The 16,127-nt window shown below is 61.4% G+C and carries 15 protein-coding genes; 13 read left to right on the top strand and 2 right to left on the bottom strand.

The genetic code is table 11. The features are described 5' to 3' along the window. Positions 1-48: 48 nt before the first annotated feature. Positions 49-2,193, bottom strand: coding sequence for an ATP-dependent DNA helicase DinG (gene dinG / locus ODQ19_RS05070; protein WP_003189244.1), 2,145 nt, complete (start codon positions 2,191-2,193; stop codon positions 49-51). 99 nt (positions 2,194-2,292) lie between these two features. Between dinG and ODQ19_RS05065 the strand changes: the two genes are divergently transcribed. Continuing rightward, the gene (locus ODQ19_RS05065; RefSeq protein WP_116665862.1) at positions 2,293-2,757 is read left to right on the top strand and encodes a CopD family protein; all 465 of its coding nucleotides are present in this window, start codon (positions 2,293-2,295) and stop codon (positions 2,755-2,757) included. A gap of 117 nt (positions 2,758-2,874) precedes the next feature. Here the strand turns inward: ODQ19_RS05065 and ODQ19_RS05060 are convergent, their stop codons facing one another. Continuing rightward, the gene (locus tag ODQ19_RS05060) at positions 2,875-3,633 is read right to left on the bottom strand and encodes a collagen-like protein (RefSeq protein WP_330209472.1); all 759 of its coding nucleotides are present in this window, start codon (positions 3,631-3,633) and stop codon (positions 2,875-2,877) included. A 179-nt stretch (positions 3,634-3,812) separates the two neighbouring features. Here ODQ19_RS05060 and ODQ19_RS05055 point away from each other — a divergent pair, with 179 nt between their 5' ends. The 12 genes from ODQ19_RS05055 (at position 3,813) to ODQ19_RS05000 (ending at position 15,960) form a co-directional block, all read left to right on the top strand. Continuing rightward, entirely contained in the window at positions 3,813-4,310 is a 498-nt protein-coding gene (locus ODQ19_RS05055; RefSeq protein WP_330209471.1) for a DUF6231 family protein, read from the top strand. Between the two features lie 4 nt (positions 4,311-4,314). After that, positions 4,315-4,785, top strand: coding sequence for a YchJ family protein (locus ODQ19_RS05050; protein WP_116665859.1), 471 nt, complete (start codon positions 4,315-4,317; stop codon positions 4,783-4,785). 21 nt (positions 4,786-4,806) lie between these two features. After that, positions 4,807-5,289 (top strand): LEA type 2 family protein, encoded by a 483-nt coding sequence (locus tag ODQ19_RS05045; RefSeq protein WP_054897983.1) that lies wholly within the window; start codon positions 4,807-4,809, stop codon positions 5,287-5,289. Continuing rightward, positions 5,286-5,480, top strand: a complete 195-nt coding sequence (locus ODQ19_RS05040; protein WP_154988615.1) for an SEC-C metal-binding domain-containing protein — start codon at positions 5,286-5,288, stop codon at positions 5,478-5,480. The genes ODQ19_RS05045 and ODQ19_RS05040 overlap by 4 nt, the downstream gene beginning before the upstream one ends. A 275-nt stretch (positions 5,481-5,755) precedes the next feature. After that, positions 5,756-8,197 carry a penicillin acylase family protein gene (locus ODQ19_RS05035; protein ID WP_330209470.1) on the top strand — a complete coding sequence of 814 codons (2,442 nt, stop codon included), beginning with the start codon at positions 5,756-5,758 and terminating at the stop codon, positions 8,195-8,197. A gap of 639 nt (positions 8,198-8,836) precedes the next feature. Further along, positions 8,837-9,841, top strand: coding sequence for a ligase-associated DNA damage response exonuclease (locus tag ODQ19_RS05030; protein WP_330209469.1), 1,005 nt, complete (start codon positions 8,837-8,839; stop codon positions 9,839-9,841). After that, positions 9,838-11,472: an ATP-dependent DNA ligase gene (locus ODQ19_RS05025; RefSeq protein WP_330209468.1), complete on the top strand. Its 1,635-nt coding sequence runs from the start codon at positions 9,838-9,840 to the stop codon at positions 11,470-11,472. The genes ODQ19_RS05030 and ODQ19_RS05025 overlap by 4 nt, the downstream gene beginning before the upstream one ends. Before the next feature lie 309 nt (positions 11,473-11,781). Next, on the top strand, positions 11,782-12,561 hold the full coding sequence (locus tag ODQ19_RS05020) for a transporter substrate-binding domain-containing protein (protein ID WP_014717255.1): 780 nt from the start codon (positions 11,782-11,784) through the stop codon (positions 12,559-12,561). 57 nt (positions 12,562-12,618) lie between these two features. Continuing rightward, positions 12,619-13,347: an ABC transporter permease gene (locus ODQ19_RS05015; RefSeq protein WP_014717254.1), complete on the top strand. Its 729-nt coding sequence runs from the start codon at positions 12,619-12,621 to the stop codon at positions 13,345-13,347. Continuing rightward, positions 13,344-14,054 carry an ABC transporter permease gene (locus tag ODQ19_RS05010; protein WP_003189226.1) on the top strand — a complete coding sequence of 237 codons (711 nt, stop codon included), beginning with the start codon at positions 13,344-13,346 and terminating at the stop codon, positions 14,052-14,054. The genes ODQ19_RS05015 and ODQ19_RS05010 overlap by 4 nt, the downstream gene beginning before the upstream one ends. 9 nt (positions 14,055-14,063) lie before the next feature. Continuing rightward, positions 14,064-15,182 (top strand): succinylglutamate desuccinylase/aspartoacylase family protein, encoded by a 1,119-nt coding sequence (locus ODQ19_RS05005; protein WP_330209467.1) that lies wholly within the window; start codon positions 14,064-14,066, stop codon positions 15,180-15,182. Positions 15,183-15,195: 13 nt separating this feature from the next. After that, on the top strand, positions 15,196-15,960 hold the full coding sequence (locus ODQ19_RS05000; RefSeq protein ID WP_330209466.1) for an ABC transporter ATP-binding protein: 765 nt from the start codon (positions 15,196-15,198) through the stop codon (positions 15,958-15,960). Positions 15,961-16,127: the final 167 nt, after the last annotated feature.

Below are 16,127 nucleotides of genomic sequence, written 5' to 3'. Positions count from 1 at the left end.
GATAGTGATGAGATAGACCACAGAGTGGGCGAATCCGCCCACGGTGGCTTAAGAAATTTCGCGCCTGAACGGCGGCAACGCATTGAGGATCGCCTTGCCATAGCGCTGGGTGACCAGGCGCCGATCGAGCAAGGTGATGGTGCCGCGGTCTTCTTCGGTACGCAGCAGACGCCCGCAGGCCTGCACCAGCTTCAGTGAAGCATCCGGCACCGAAATTTCCATGAACGGGTTGCCACCCCGGGCTTCGATCCATTCGGCCAGTGCGGCCTCTACCGGGTCATCCGGCACCGAGAATGGGATCTTGGCGATCACCACGTGTTCGCAGTAAGCACCGGGCAAGTCCACGCCTTCGGCAAAGCTGGCCAGGCCAAACAACACGCTGGAATCCCCACCGTCGACCCGCGCCTTGTGCTTGTTCAAGGTTTCCTGCTTGGACAGGTTGCCCTGGATAAACACTTGCTTGCGCCAGTCGCGGTCGAGGCCATCGAACACGTCCTGCATCTGTTTGCGCGACGAGAACAGCACCAGGGTGCCCCGGGAGCCTTCCACCAGAGACGGCAGATCGCGAATGATCGCCGCTGTGTGCGCCGCCGCGTCCCGTGGGTCGGCCTTGAGGTCTGGCACCCGCAGCACGCCGGCGTCAGCGTGATGAAACGGGCTGGGCACCACGGCGGTGACGGCCTTTTTCGGCAGGCCGGCGCGCATGCGGAAGCGGTCAAAGGTGCCCAGGGCCGTCAGCGTCGCCGAGGTTACCAGGCAGCCGTAGGCCACGTTCCACAGGTTGCGGCGCAGCATTTCGGCGGCGAGGATCGGACTGGCGTTGACCTCGATATCGAACAACGCACCGCTTTCCGACAACGTCAGCCAACGGGCCATGGGCGGGTTGTCTTCCGGGTCTTCGACGGTGAAGGCGGTCCACAGCTCCCAATTGCCTTGAGAACGAGACAGCAGGCTGCCGAACAAGGGGTACCACTCTTCGGCCTGGTTGCTGGCGATGCCGATATTGACCTCGCCATCCATGCCTTCCTTGAGCAAATCCGTCAGGCGGGTGAACAGGTCGGTCAGGCGCGAAAAGCCTTTCTTCAACTCGATGCCCATTTCGCGCATGTGCTCGGGAATCATCCCGCCGACAAAACGGTGGCGCGGGCGCTCGCGGCCCTCGACGTCTTCACCGGGTTTGAAGTCCGCAACCTGCTCGCAGGCGCTGAACATGAACTGCTGCTGGGTCTTGATTTCGCGTGCCAGCTCCGGCACTTGCTCGATCAACTTGCCCAAGTCGCCGGGCAACGGGTGCTGGGCCAGTAACTTGGTGAGGTTCTTGGCAGTGGTTTCCAGCCAGTCGGCCGTGGAGCGCAAGCGGGTGTAATGGGCGAAATGGCCAATGGCCTTGTCTGGCAGGTGGTGGCCTTCGTCGAAGACGTAGAGGGTGTCGCGGGGGTCGGGCAGTACCGCACCGCCACCCAGGGCCAGGTCAGCCAATACCATGTCGTGGTTGGTGACGATGACGTCCACCTTGCCCATGCCTTCGCGCGCCTTGTAGAAGGCGCACTGGCCGAAGTTGGGGCAATGGCGGTTGGTGCATTGGCTGTGGTCGGTGGTCAGGCGCGCCCAGTCTGAATCTTCCAGGGCGGTGGGCCAGCTGTCGCGGTCGCCATCCCATTTATTGCCGGCCAGCTTCTCGATCATGCTGGTAAACAGCTTCTGGCTGACCTCATCCACCTCGATCTTGAAGCCTTCTTCTTCGAACAAGGAGGCAGTGGCGGTTTGGGCGTGGCCTTCCTGCAGCAATACGTCGAGCTTGGACAGGCACATGTAGCGGCCACGGCCCTTGGCCAGGGCGAAGGTAAAGCTCAAGCCGCTGTTGCGCATCAGGTCGGGCAAGTCTTTGTAGACAATCTGCTCTTGCAGCGCGACGGTGGCGGTGGCGATCACCAGGCGCTTGCCAGCGGCCTTGGCCGTGGGGATCGCGGCCAGGCTGTAGGCCACGGTCTTGCCGGTACCGGTACCGGCCTCGACGGCCACTACCGCAGGCTCACCCTCGCGGCGGCCTTCATCGTCGGTGTCGATATCCCCGAGGACTTTTGCCACTTCGGCGATCATCAGGCGTTGGCCGTAGCGCGGCTTCAAGCTTTTGGCTTCGAGAAAACGCGAATAGGCGCCCTGGATCGTGGTTTTGAGTTCAGTGCTGATCATGGATAGTCGGGCGCAAAAAACGCTGGATAAATTTTCAGTGGTTCGGATCGGCCGCTATCATACCCCGCTAATTAATCCCGCGCAGAACGGAGTACCACAATGACCGCGTTTAGCCTCGCTTATACCCTGCATGTACTGGCCGCCTTGATCTGGGTCGGCGGCATGTTTTTCGCCTGGATGATCCTGCGCCCCGCCGCCATGGCGGCGCTTGAGGGCCCTGCCCGACTCAAGCTATGGGCAAATGTGTTTCAACGTTTTTTCGTATGGGTGTGGGTGGCGGTGGTGCTTTTGCCGATCAGCGGCATTGGTTTGCTGCAACTACGTTTCAGTGGTTTCGAAACCGCGCCGCGCTATGTACAGGTGATGATGGGCTTGTACCTGGTGATGACGGCGCTGTTTATCCGTATCCAGGCGTTGAAATTCCCGGAACTGAAGGCAGCGGTGGCAGCTGAGGATTGGCCGGCGGGCGCGGCTGCACTGGGGCAGATTCGAAAGTTGGTGGGGATAAACCTGATTGTAGGGTTGGTGGTGGTGGCGGTGGCTTCGGCTCGGCCGATGTTCTGAGCTGTTGGCTTGCCCTAACGCGTGTAGGAACGAGCTTGCTCGCGAAAAACTCACAGACGCCGCGTTCATTCAGCAAGTACGCGTTATCGTTGACGTTTTTCGCGAGCAAGCTCGCTCCTACAGCCGCTGAATGGTCACGGACCCCGCAGGCCCAGCCGGCCCCGGTTGCCCTTCCAGCCCTGGCCGGCCCTTTTCGCCGCCGTCCGCGCGGTACACCAGGCAACCCTTGGACTGCCCGCCCTTGCCGGGTTTGCCCGCAACCCCCGCCAGGCCACCCGGCCCGCCATCGACCCAGACCTTGATCTGTTCAGCCGGGAACTCCTGCGGCAACTCCAGGCGTACCTGGGCGCCCGCTGCCCCTGGCCGGCCATCGCCGCCATTATCGCCATTGAAACCGCGCCCGGCCGAGCCCCAGGTGCAACCCGGATCCACGCCGTTGGCACCGTCCAGGCCCGCATATCCTTGGGCGCCAGCGCCGCCACGGGCATCCACCGACAGCGCTTCGGCGGTCAGCGAATTAATGCGCAAGGTAAGGTCACGCCCAGCTTTGGCGGGTTTTTCGTGGGTGCCAGGAGCGCCCCGTGAGGTGATCTGGCTACCGTGCTCCAACTGCGCTTCGCGCACTTGCATTTGCAAGGCGGTATTGCCGGGCACAATGGTGATACGTGCGTCGCGCCCCAAGTGCAGCTCATCCACCGTGACCTGGCTGATGGTGGCCGGAATCAGCAAGGTGCCGTAGTCCGCCACGTCCAGGCGCTCAAGTTGCAACACGCTGGTGCTGCTGGGCAAGCGCATCAACGAATTGGTTTCGACACTGACGCTCTGGGCCAGGGCAACGGGGCTGACCAACAGGGCCAACAGAAAAACCTTACGCATCATGGGGCTCCTGAGTGTTTTCAAATTTTTCTTTGAGCGCACAGTAACGACTTCTACAGGCGATTTGCCAGTGAAGGATCAAAAAACTTCAGTTCTGCCTCGGTGGGTATCGACCGTCGCGCTCTAGGCCCGCGCGCCCAGCCGCGCTAGTCTCTACGGTCTTGATGCGAGGATCTGCAATGACCGCTGGAATTTCTGCCCCTACGCCCCAACAAGCCTTGGCGGCCCTGCTGGACCTTCACAGGCCAAAACGCCTGTTATTAGTGGGCGCCAGCCAATTTCCGGCGCTGGATGCCTTCAAAGCTGCGCACCCGGACACCGCAGTGTTCTATGCCGCGCCAGGGCCGTTGTCGGAAGACCTCGCGGTACAGCGCTTTGACCTCGCGCTGGTGGTCGACTGCCTGGAGCACCTGCCCAAACCCCAAGGCCTGACCTTGCTCGGTGGTATTCGTAACCTCAACGCCAGCCGCATTGCCGTGCTGGCCGACCTGAGTGCCTGCGACTGGAAGGACACCGACTTTTTCTCCCTGGCCCTGCAAGCCGGCGAACGCTTCCAACGCGATGATCAGGTACTCACGCTGTTTACCTATGATCTGCTTGACTATAAACAGGTGCCGGACTGGCTCAACGCCCGCTTCTGGGCCAACCCGGAAAACTTCGGAAAGTATTGGTGGTAACCCGATGAGTACATCCATTTGCCCGTGCGGCAGCGGCAATCTGCTGGATGCCTGCTGCGGCCATTATCACGCCGGTCACCCGGCCCCCTGTGCCAGCGCATTGATGCGCTCGCGCTACAGCGCCTATGTGCTGGGCCTGGTCGATTACCTGATCGCCACTACGCTGCCTGCGCAACAGGCCGGCCTGGACCGCGACGCCATTGCCGCCTGGAGTGCCCAAAGCACCTGGCTGGGCCTGGAGGTTGAAAGCTCCGAGGTGTTCGGCGGCCAGCCGGAACACGCCTTTGTCACCTTTACGGCGCGCTGGCATGACGCTACCGGTGAACATAGTCACCGCGAGCAGTCTTCTTTCGTACAGAATGAAGGGCGCTGGTACTTCATCGACCCTACGGTAGAAGTGAAGGCCGGACGTAACGATGCCTGTTTGTGTGGCAGTGGGCAGAAATTCAAGAAGTGCTGTTCCAGCTACTTCTAATCACTCGACGGGGATAACGCCATGCTTCGGATGTATAGCTTGATGCTGGCGTTGACCCTGGGCCTGACCGGCTGCGCGTCCTGGTTCGAAGACGACGCGCCGCCGCCGCACGTTTCCCTGGTCAAGGTCGAAGTGGTACGGGCCAAGCTGCTGGAGCAGAAATTCAAGCTGTACTTTCGCGTGGACAACCGCGACGACGCCGACCTGACCGTGCGCGGCCTGGTCTACAAGGTCAGCCTGGGCAACCTGGTGTTGACCGAAGGCGAGTCCAACGAGTGGCTGACCGTGCCGCCACGCGGGCATAAATTCTTCAAGGTCTCGGTGCGCACCAACCTCTGGCCACAGGTGCGTGAGGTGGTGCAGATGCTGAAAAATCCCGACCGGCCCGTGCCTTATCGTTTAGAGGGCGAACTGAAAACCGGATTATTCATCGGTAATGACGTGCAGGTGGCACACAATGGCGAGATAATCCCCGGCGATTTTATTCCGGAGCAACATCGATGACACAGCAACCTCATGTCCATGGTCCTGACTGCAACCACGATCACGACCACCATGATCATGGCCATGTCCACGGCCCGAACTGCGGCCACGCTCATCAAGAGCCGGTGCGCAATGCGTTGAAGGACGTGGGTCGCAACGATCCCTGCCCGTGCGGCAGCGAGAAGAAATTCAAGAAGTGCCACGGCGCTTAAATCGCACTGAAGATCAAAATGCCGGCGGCCCCCCGCCCCAGCCTTGATCCAAGGTTGCATGCGATCAAATGTGGGAGCGGGCTTGCTCGCGAATGCGTTCCGTCAGTTGATACAGACACTGACTGATACACTGCTTTCGCGAGCAAGCCCGCTCCCACACAGGTCTGCGCCTGACTCAAGTTCTAATGCTTAACCCAAAACTCCCGCTTGCGTCGTTTCGCCGCGCTCACTAACGTAGCGCCTTTACTGACGCTACCCCCCGCAGGAGCTTTGCCATGGCCTCGCCAGCCCTCTTACATTTTCTTCCCCGGTTCGGCGTTGCCGCGGCAGTGGTCAGTGCCTTGGGCCTGGCCGGTTGCCAGCTCCAGAACACCCAGGACACCCTGCCGCCCGTTGCTGGCGTGCAGCCAATCAAGGGCCTGGCACAGAATGTGTCGGTGCGCCGCAATGCCCAAGGCATGCCGCTGATCGAAAGCAACACCTTCCACGACGCACTGTTCAGCCTCGGTTACGTGCACGCCAGCGACCGCATCACCCAGATGGTCACCCTGCGCCTGCTGGCCCAGGGCCGTCTGGCGGAAATGTCGGGCCCGCAAGTGCTGGATGTCGACCGCTTCATGCGAGCGGTCAACCTCAAGAAAAGCGCTGGCGAGTTGTACAACGCCTCGTCGCCACGCCTCAAACGCTTCTTTGAAGTGTACGCCCGAGGCGTCAACGCCTACCTGTTCCGCTACCGTGACAAGTTGCCGGCGGACCTGGCCCAAAGCGGCTACAAGCCCGAGTACTGGAAGCCGGAAGATTCGGCGCTGCTGTTCTGCCTGCTCAATTTCAGCCAGTCGAGCAACCTGCAGGAGGAGCTTTCGTCCCTGGTGCTGGCGCAAAAGGTCGGCGTCGACAAACTCGCCTGGCTCACCCCAAGCGCACCGGACGAACCCGTCCCGCTGGCCGAAGCCGACAAGCTCAATGGCGTCAACCTGAACCAGATCACCGGCCTCGCCGGGCTGGAGACAGTGGGCCAGCAATTGCGCGGCCTTAATGCTTTGGGCGTCACCACCTCAAGCAACTGGGCCATTGGCCCACAACGCAGCCGCAGCGGCAAAAGCTTGTTGGCCAACGATATCGCCGCGCAGCCACAAGCACCGTCACCATGGAACTACGTGCAGATTCGTGCGCCCAAATACCAGGCCGTCGGAGCTTCGATTGCCGGCCTGCCGACCCTGCTGTCGGGTTTCAACGGCAAAGTGGCGTGGAGCATGAGCGCGGTCAAGGGCGACACCCAGGACCTGTTCCTGGAGAAGGTCAAACGCCAGGGCAGCGCGCTGTATTACGAGAACAACGGCAAATGGCTGCCGGCCGGCGTGCGCAACGAAACCTTCTTCATCAGGGGCCAGCGCTCGATTCGCGAAGTGGTGTACGAAACCCGCCACGGCGCCCTGCTCAACAGCAGCCAGGCGCTCACCAGCGGTCTTGGCCTGGCCTTGCAAACCGCCGACTTCAAAGACGACAAGAGCCTGGATGCGTTCTTCGACCTGTCCCGCGCACAAAACGCCGGCAAGGCCTCGGATGCTACCCGCGAGATTCGCGCCATCGCCCTGAACATGATCTTCGCCGACGCCAGCAACATCGGCTGGCAGGTTACCGGCCGCTTCCCCAACCGCCGCGAAGGCGAAGGCCTGCTGCCATCGCCGGGCTGGGACACGCGCTTTGACTGGGACGGCTACGCCGACGCGATGCTGCACCCGTACGACCAGGACCCGGCCCAGGGCTGGATCGGCACCGCCAACCAGCGCACCGCGCCGCGTGGTTACGGTATGCAACTGTCCAACGCCTGGGATGCACCGGAGCGCAGCGAGCGCCTGGCGCAACTGGCCAACGCCGGCAAGCATGACAGCCGCAGCCTGATTGCCATGCAATACGACCAGACCACCCTCTTCGCCGCCAAGCTCAAGGGCATGTTCCAGGCACCCGGCATGGCCCAGCCCCTCAAGCAGGCCATCGATGCATTGCCGGCAGCGGAACGCGCTAAGGCCCGCGAAGCACTGGAGCGCCTGATGGCCTTCGACGGTCGGCTGGCAACCACCTCGGCTGACGCGGCGCTCTATGAACTGTTCCTGCAGGAAAGCGCCCGGCAGATCTTCCTCGACAAACTCGGCCCGGAAAACAGCGCCAGTTGGAAAGCCTTCGTCAGCAACGCCAGCCTGTCCTATTCGGCTATCGCCGACCACCTGCTGGGCCGTGAAGACAGCCCATTCTGGGATGACACGCGTACACCGCACAAAGAAGACAAACCCGCGATCCTGGCCCGCACCCTGGCCGCCGCCATCACTACTGGCGACAGCCAACTGGGCGCCGACCACAAGGCCTGGCAGTGGGGCAAGCTGCACAGCACCACCTGGAAAGATACCCATGGCCAGGCGATCCGCGGCCCCTTCGCCAGCGGTGGCGATCACAACACCCTGAACCCGGCCCCGTACACCTGGGGCCAGGATTTCAACGCGACCCAGGTGTCGGCGCTGCGCATGATCATCGACTTCGGCCAGGCGGAACCGATGATGGGCCAGGGCGGCATCGGCCAATCCGGCAACCCGGCCAGCCCGAACTATGCCAACGGCATCGACCCGTCGCTGAAGGCGCAATACCTGAGCTTCCCGATGCAGCCGCAGAACTTTGAAAAGGTGTATGGCAAGGCCAGGTTGACCCTGACGCCTGGTAAGTAAACCGGTTTCCACTGACAAAACCGGATAACCCTGTGTGGCTTGCCTGCGATAGCAGCCGACGGTAACCACGATGCGAAGCGAGCCGCTCTTGATCTTGATCTCAGGCGCCCCGTTAAACCACGCTGGCCGAGCGCAGGCTTGAATTCGTGGGTAACCCGGCAGGACGCCGGGTTAGCCGCCCCGCGCCATGGATGGCGCGTGGCGGCGGCCCACGGATTCAAGCCTGTGTTCGGGCACACCGAGCCTAGGCGAGGTGCCGAGTGGTGGGGCGAGAGCCCTTTTGGTTACTTTTGGGGCTCTTTTCCAAAAGTGACCCGCTGTAAAAGCGGAACCCTAAGTGGCCGTTACCGCAGGAATGGATATGTACTCGGTATAACAGCGTCGCCTGCCAGGCCGCCTTCGCGAGCAAGCCCGCTCCCACAGTGGGATCGTTGGGGTGTCAGGTAGATATGCATCGGCTGTGGGGCCGTCATCGCAGGCAAGCCAGCTCCCACAGTTGGATCGTCAGGTGTCAGGTAGATAGGTGTCGGCTTCTAGGCCAACATCGAAGGCAAGCCCACCTTTGCAACCTGCATTCAGATAGAACTTCTGCACCCAGCCCCGCCTCATAAATAACAAGCCCACCGCCCCGGCAACCCCATGGACCTTGTCATCGCCCGCCCCGAAGGCCTCTACTGCCCTGCCGGTGATTTTTATATCGACCCCTGGCGCCCAGTGGAACGTGCAGTCATCACCCACGCCCACGGCGACCACGCCCGCACCGGCAATCAACACTACCTGGCCGCCGCCCCCGGCGAAGGTATCCTGCGCTGGCGCCTGGGCCAGGACATCAACCTGCAAACCCTGGCCTACGGTGAACAGTTGGTGCATCACGGCGTGACCTTGAGTTTCCATCCAGCCGGGCATGTACTGGGCTCGGCCCAAGTGCGCCTGGAATACCAGGGCGAGGTCTGGGTGGCGTCCGGCGACTACAAGGTCGAGCCCGATGGCACCTGCGCGCCCTTCGAACCGGTGCGTTGCCACACCTTTATCACCGAATCCACCTTCGGCCTGCCGATTTACCGCTGGCAGCCCCAGGCGCAGATTTTTGCCGGGATCAATGACTGGTGGCAGACCAATATCGCCAGAGGCAAAGCCAGCGTGTTGTTCTGCTATTCCTTCGGCAAGGCCCAACGCATTCTCCATGGGCTAGACGCCAGCCTCGGCCCGATCCTCAGCCACGGCGCGGTAGAGCCGTTGAACCGAGTGTACCGCGAAGCGGGCATCTACATCCCCGAGACCCTGTATGCCGGCGACTTCAAAAAGACCGACCCACTGCTGCGCCAAGCCCTGATCATCGCCCCGCCCTCCGCCGGAGGCAGTACCTGGATGCGCCGCTTTGGCGACTACAGCGACGCCTTCGCCAGCGGCTGGATGCGCCTGCGCGGAACAAGGCGGCGGCGCGGGGTAGACCGTGGTTTTGTGCTCTCGGACCACGCCGATTGGCCCGGCTTGTTGTGGGCCATCGAACAAACCGGCGCACAACGGGTGATGGTCACCCATGGTTCGGTCGGTGTGTTGGTGCGTCATCTGCGGGAAAAGGGCTTGGATGCCCAAGGCTTCAGCACCGAATACGGCGATGACGAAGAAGAGGCTACTGCATGAAAGCCTTCGCCGAGCTGTACGCCAATCTCGACGCCACCACATCCAGCAATGCCAAGCTCGCCGCCCTGCAAGCCTACTTCCTGCAGGCGCCGCCGGCCGATGCGGCCTGGGCGGTGTACTTTCTCAGCGGCGGGAGGCCACGGCAACTGGTGCCAACGCGCCTGCTACGGGACATGGCCACCGAAGCGGCCGGTATCGAACCCTGGCTGTTCGAAGAGAGCTACCAGTCCGTGGGTGACCTGGCCGAGACCATCTCCCTGCTCCTGCCAGAATCCAGCTACACCTCCGAAGACGGCCTGGCCGTGTGGCTGGAAGAAAAACTGCTGCCCCTGCGCGGTCTGCCACCCTTGGACCTGGCAGACCGGCTGCCGGCGCTGTGGGCGCAACTGGACCAACCGAGCCTGATGGTGTGCATCAAGTTGATCACCGGCAGCTTTCGGGTGGGCGTGTCCAAACTGCTGGTGACCCGCGCCCTCGCTGCCATGGCCGACCTCGACAGCAAGCGCGTGGCGCAGCGGTTGGTGGGCTACACCGATTTGTCGAACCGTCCCACAGCCGAAGGCTACCTCAAGCTGATTGCCGCCGAATCATCCGACGAGCACGCGCAACGTGGTGGGCAACCCTATCCGTTTTTTCTTGCCCACGGGCTGGCGCAACCGGTGGAGCAATTCGACACCCTGCTCGGTTCGCCCGCCGATTGGCAGGTGGAATGGAAATTTGATGGCATTCGCGCACAACTGGTCAAGCGCGAGGGACGCCTGTGGGTCTGGTCTCGCGGTGAAGAGTTGCTGACTGAACGTTTCCCTGAACTCCACAGCCTGGTCAGTGGCCTGCCCGACGGTACGGTGATCGATGGCGAAATCGTGGTGTGGAAAGACTCGGTGCAACCCTTCGCGTTGCTGCAACAGCGCATTGGCCGTAAAACCTTGAGTAAAAAAGTCCTTGAGGATGCGCCAGTGGCGGTGCTCGCGTACGACCTGCTGGAGTATCAGGGCGACGACTGGCGCAACCACACCCAAGCCAAACGCCGTACCCAATTGGAACAGGTAATCGCTGCGTGCAACGAACCGGTGTTATTGCCCTCGCCCTTGCTGGAAGGCAAGACCTGGGCAGCCTTGGCCGAGCAGCGCGAAGCCTCTCGCAGCCTGGGCGTGGAAGGCATGATGCTCAAGGATCGCAACGGCCTCTACGGCGTGGGCCGCACCAAAGACATGGGCCTGTGGTGGAAGTGGAAGGTCGACCCCTTCAGCGTCGACGCCGTGTTGATCTACGCCCAGCGCGGCCATGGTCGACGTGCCAGCCTCTACAGCGACTACACCTTCGCCGTATGGGACGGCCCGCCAGGCAGCGAGCGCACCCTGGTGCCGTTCGCCAAGGCGTATTCCGGGCTGACCGACGAGGAAATGCGCAAGGTCGACGCCATTGTGCGCAAAACCACGGTGGAGAAGTTCGGCCCGGTCAGCAGCGTGACGCCGAGCATGGTGTTTGAGCTGGGTTTCGAGGGAATTGCCCTGTCCAAGCGGCACAAGAGCGGGATTGCGGTGCGGTTTCCGCGGATGCTGCGCTGGCGCCAGGATAAGGCGGTGGAGGAAGCGGACAACCTGGCCACGCTACAAGACTTGCTGACTTGACATAGCACCCTGTGGGAGCGGGCTTGCTCGCGAATGCGGTGGTTCAACCAACTATTGAGTGACTGACACAACGCATTCGCGAGCAAGCCCGCTCCCACATGCCGGTCTACCTTTGCCCCGAAATAGTGCGCTCATTTGCTGACGCCCATTTTCGGGCACCGCCTACACTCAGTCTTGCCTTATCCCACCTTTTAAAAAGCCCATCCGGAACTATGGTGCAGAAATTGCTACTTGTGATGGGTCTGACACCGTTCAGTAACAGTCCTAATCGCGCCACAAGCGCTTATCTTGGTTTCCAGGGATTACCTAATGAAAAAAGCATTGCTGACCCTTTCTGCACTGGCTCTGTGCATGGCTGCTGGTGTTGCTACAGCCAAGGAATACAAGGAATTGCGTTTTGGTGTCGACCCTTCCTACGCACCGTTCGAATCCAAGGCCGCCGACGGTAGCCTGGTTGGCTTCGATATCGACCTGGGCAATGCGATCTGCGCGGAGCTGAAGGTCAAGTGCAAGTGGGTCGAAAGTGACTTCGACGGCATGATCCCGGGCCTGAAAGCCAATAAATTCGATGGCGTGATTTCGTCGATGACCGTGACTCCAGTGCGCGAGAAGGCCATCGACTTCTCCTCCGAGCTGTTCTCCGGCCCGACTTCGCTGGTGTTCAAGAAAGGCGCTGGCTATTCGACGCCAGAATCTCTCAAAGGCAAATCCGTGGGTTACGAGCAAGGCACCATCCAGGAAGCCTACGCCAAGGCCGTACTGGATAAAGCCGGGGTGACCACCAAGGCTTACGCCAACCAGGACCAGGTGTACGCCGACCTGACCTCCGGGCGCCTCGACGCTTCCGTGCAGGACATGCTGCAAGCCGAACTGGGCTTTCTCAAGTCGCCAGCCGGTGCTGGCTATGAAGTGAGCGCCGCCATCGACGACCCGCTGCTGCCGTCGAAAACCGCCATCGGTATCAAAAAAGGTAACACTGAACTCAAGGCGCTTTTGGATAAAGGTATCAAAGCGTTACATGATGATGGCACCTACGCCACTATCCAGAAGAAACACTTTGGCGATCTGAACCTGTACAGCGGCAAATAATGCCTGGGGCGCCCTGCTTCAGGTGGGGCGCTTTTTTATCGCCATAGGTCCTGATTTATGTTCGAAGATCTGTTGCAAACCCTCGGGCTGAGCGCATTCAGCCTGAAGGGTTTCGGCCCGCTGTTGCTGCAAGGCACCTGGATGACCATCAAGTTGTCGGTGCTGTCCCTGGCCGTCAGCGTAGTGCTGGGCCTGCTCGGCGCCAGCGCCAAATTGTCCAGCCTGGCCATTGTGCGTATCCCCGCCCAGCTCTACACCACCCTGATTCGCGGGGTGCCGGACCTGGTGCTGATGCTGTTGATTTTCTACAGCCTGCAAACCTGGCTGAGCGGCTTTACCGACTTTATGGAATGGGAATACATCGAGATCGACCCGTTCAGCGCCGGGGTGATCACCCTGGGCTTTATCTACGGTGCGTATTTCACCGAAACCTTTCGCGGTGCGATCCTCGCCGTGCCCCGTGGCCAACTCGAAGCCGCCACCGCTTACGGGCTCAAGCGCGGGCAGCGGTTTCGCTATGTGACCTTCCCGCAGATGATGCGCTTTGCGCTGCCGGGCATCGGCAATAACTGGATGGTGATGCTCAAGGCCACCGCACTGGTGTCGATCATCGGCCTGGCAGACTTGGTAAAAGCCGCCCAGGACGCTGGCAAGAGCACCTATCAACTGTTTTATTTCCTGGTGCTGGCGGCGCTGATCTACCTGTTGATCACCAGCGCCTCCAACTTTGTCTTGCGCCGACTTGAACGTCGCTACTCCGCAGGCGCCCGGGAGGCCGTGCGATGATCGAGCTATTGCAGGAATACTGGCGCCCCTTTCTTTACAGCGACGGCCAGCACATCACCGGCCTGGCCATGACCTTGTGGCTGCTCAGCGCCTCACTGGTCATCGGTTTTCTGGTGTCGATCCCGCTGTCCATCGCCCGCGTTTCGCGCAAGCGCCTGGTGCGTTGGCCCGTGCAGTTCTACACCTACCTGTTTCGCGGTACGCCGCTCTATATCCAATTGCTGATCTGCTACACCGGCATCTACAGCCTTGCCGCCGTACGAGCACAACCGGTGCTGGATGCGTTCTTTCGCGATGCGATGAACTGCACCCTCCTCGCCTTCGCCCTTAACACCTGCGCCTACACCACCGAGATTTTCGCCGGGGCGATCCGCAGCATGGCCCACGGCGAAGTCGAGGCGGCCAAGGCTTATGGCCTAAGCGGCTGGAAGCTGTACGCCTACGTGATCATGCCGTCCGCGTTGCGACGCTCGTTGCCCTACTACAGCAACGAAGTGATCCTGATGCTGCACTCGACCACCGTGGCCTTTACCGCGACGATCCCGGACATTCTCAAAGTGGCGCGGGATGCCAACTCCGCCACCTTCATGACCTTCCAGTCATTTGGCATTGCCGCACTGATCTATCTGACGGTGACCTTTGCCCTGGTCGGCCTGTTTCGCCTGGCGGAGCGGCGCTGGCTGGCCTTTCTCGGGCCGAGCCACTAAGGAGTTTGCATGCACCATCAGCTACATGACCTGATCGCGCCGGTGCCCGGCACGGCGCGGCAGATCCACAGTTTTCACTTCGGCCCGCAGCAGCCCGAAGGCAAGGTGTATATCCAGTCCTCTCTGCATGCCGATGAACTGCCGGGCATGCTGGTGGCCTGGCATTTAAAGGCGCGCCTGGCAGAGCTTGAAACGGCCGGGCGCTTGTGCAGCGAAATCGTGCTGGTGCCCGTCGCCAACCCGGTGGGCCTGGAACAGGTGTTGATGGATATCCCCTTGGGCCGCTACGAACTGGAAAGCGGGCAGAACTTCAATCGCCTGTTTGTCGACCTCAGCGAAGACGTCGGCAACCAGGTCGAAGACCTGCTGGGCGATGATCCCCAGCGCAATGCCCAATTGATCCGCAGCGCACTGTCCCACGCCCTGGCCGCGCAAACCGCCCAGACCCAGTTGCACTCCCAACGCCTGGTGCTGCAACGCCTGGCCTGCGATGCCGACGTGGTGCTGGACCTGCATTGCGACTTCGAAGCCGTGGCGCACCTGTACACCACGCCCGAAGCCTGGCCACAGGTAGAACCGTTGGCGCGCTACCTGGGTTCGCAGGCCAACCTGTTGGCCACCGATTCCGGCGGGCAGTCTTTTGATGAATGTTTCACCCTGGTGTGGTGGCAGTTGCAGCAACGCTTCGGCGAACGCTACCCGATCCCCATGGGCAGCTTTTCGGTGACCGTCGAATTGCGCGGCCAGGGCGATGTCAACCACGGCCTCGCCGCGTTGGACTGCCAGGCCATCATTGATTATTTGATCCACTTCGGCGCCATTCGCGGCGATACAGCCCCCTTACCTGCCCTGGCCTACCCGGCTACCCCGCTAGCGGCGGTAGAGCCGGTGACCACTGCGGTGGGTGGCTTGCTGGTATTCAACGCCCTGCCAGGCGAATACCTGGAGGCCGGGCAATGGGTCGCCGACATCATCGACCCCATTACAGACCGCGTAACGCCTGTGCACTGCCAGCACGCCGGGCTGCTTTACGCCCGTTCGCTACGTCGCATGGCCACGGCCGGCATGGTGATCTGCCATGTCGCCGGCACACAGGCCTACCGCAGCGGTTATCTACTTTCGCCTTGAGGATGCATGCCCCATGTACAAACTGACCGTTGAAGGCCTGCACAAAAGCTATGGCGACAATCAAGTGCTCAAAGGTGTGTCGCTCAAGGCCAAGACCGGTGATGTGATCAGCCTGATCGGCGCCAGTGGCTCAGGCAAGAGTACCTTCCTGCGCTGTATCAACTTTTTGGAAACCCCCAACGATGGCGCCATGACCCTGGACGGCCAAGCGATCCGCATGGTCAGCGATCGCCAGGGCATGAGGGTGGCTGACGACGCCGAGCTGCAACGCTTGCGCACACGGCTGGCGATGGTGTTCCAGCACTTCAACTTGTGGAGCCACATGAGCGTGCTGGAAAACATCACCATGGCCCCCCGCCGCGTGCTGGGTTGCAACAAGAAGGACGCCGAAGACCGTGCCCGCCGCTACCTGGACAAAGTCGGGCTGCCGGCGCGAGTGGCTGATCAATACCCGGCGTTCCTCTCCGGCGGCCAGCAGCAGCGTGTCGCCATCGCCCGCGCCCTGGCCATGGAGCCGGAGGTTATGCTGTTCGATGAACCCACATCGGCCCTGGACCCGGAGCTGGTGGGCGAAGTATTGAAGGTGATCCAGGGCCTGGCCGAAGAAGGCCGCACCATGATCATGGTGACCCACGAAATGAGCTTTGCGCGCAAGGTCTCAAGCCAGGTGCTGTTCCTGCACCAGGGCCTGGTGGAGGAGCAAGGCCTGCCAGAGGATGTGCTGGGCAATCCGAAAAGCGAACGCCTGCAGCAGTTTCTGAGTGGCAATTTGAAGTAGGAGCGAGCTTGCTGTGGCGAGGGAGCTTGCTCCCGCTGGGGCGCGAAGCGGCCCCGCTCTTTGTTCAAAAAGACGGGGACTGCTACGCAGTCCAGCGGGAGCAAGCTCCCTCGCCACAGTGCAGCGCTCCTGCTTAACTGACTGGCATTAGGCAGTTGGAACGTCGG

Origin of the sequence: Pseudomonas sp. AM4(2022), assembly GCF_036346515.1 — a bacterium.
Classification (GTDB): Bacteria; Pseudomonadota; Gammaproteobacteria; order Pseudomonadales; family Pseudomonadaceae; genus Aquipseudomonas; species Aquipseudomonas paracarnis.
This window is presented reverse-complemented; position numbering and strand designations above follow the sequence as displayed.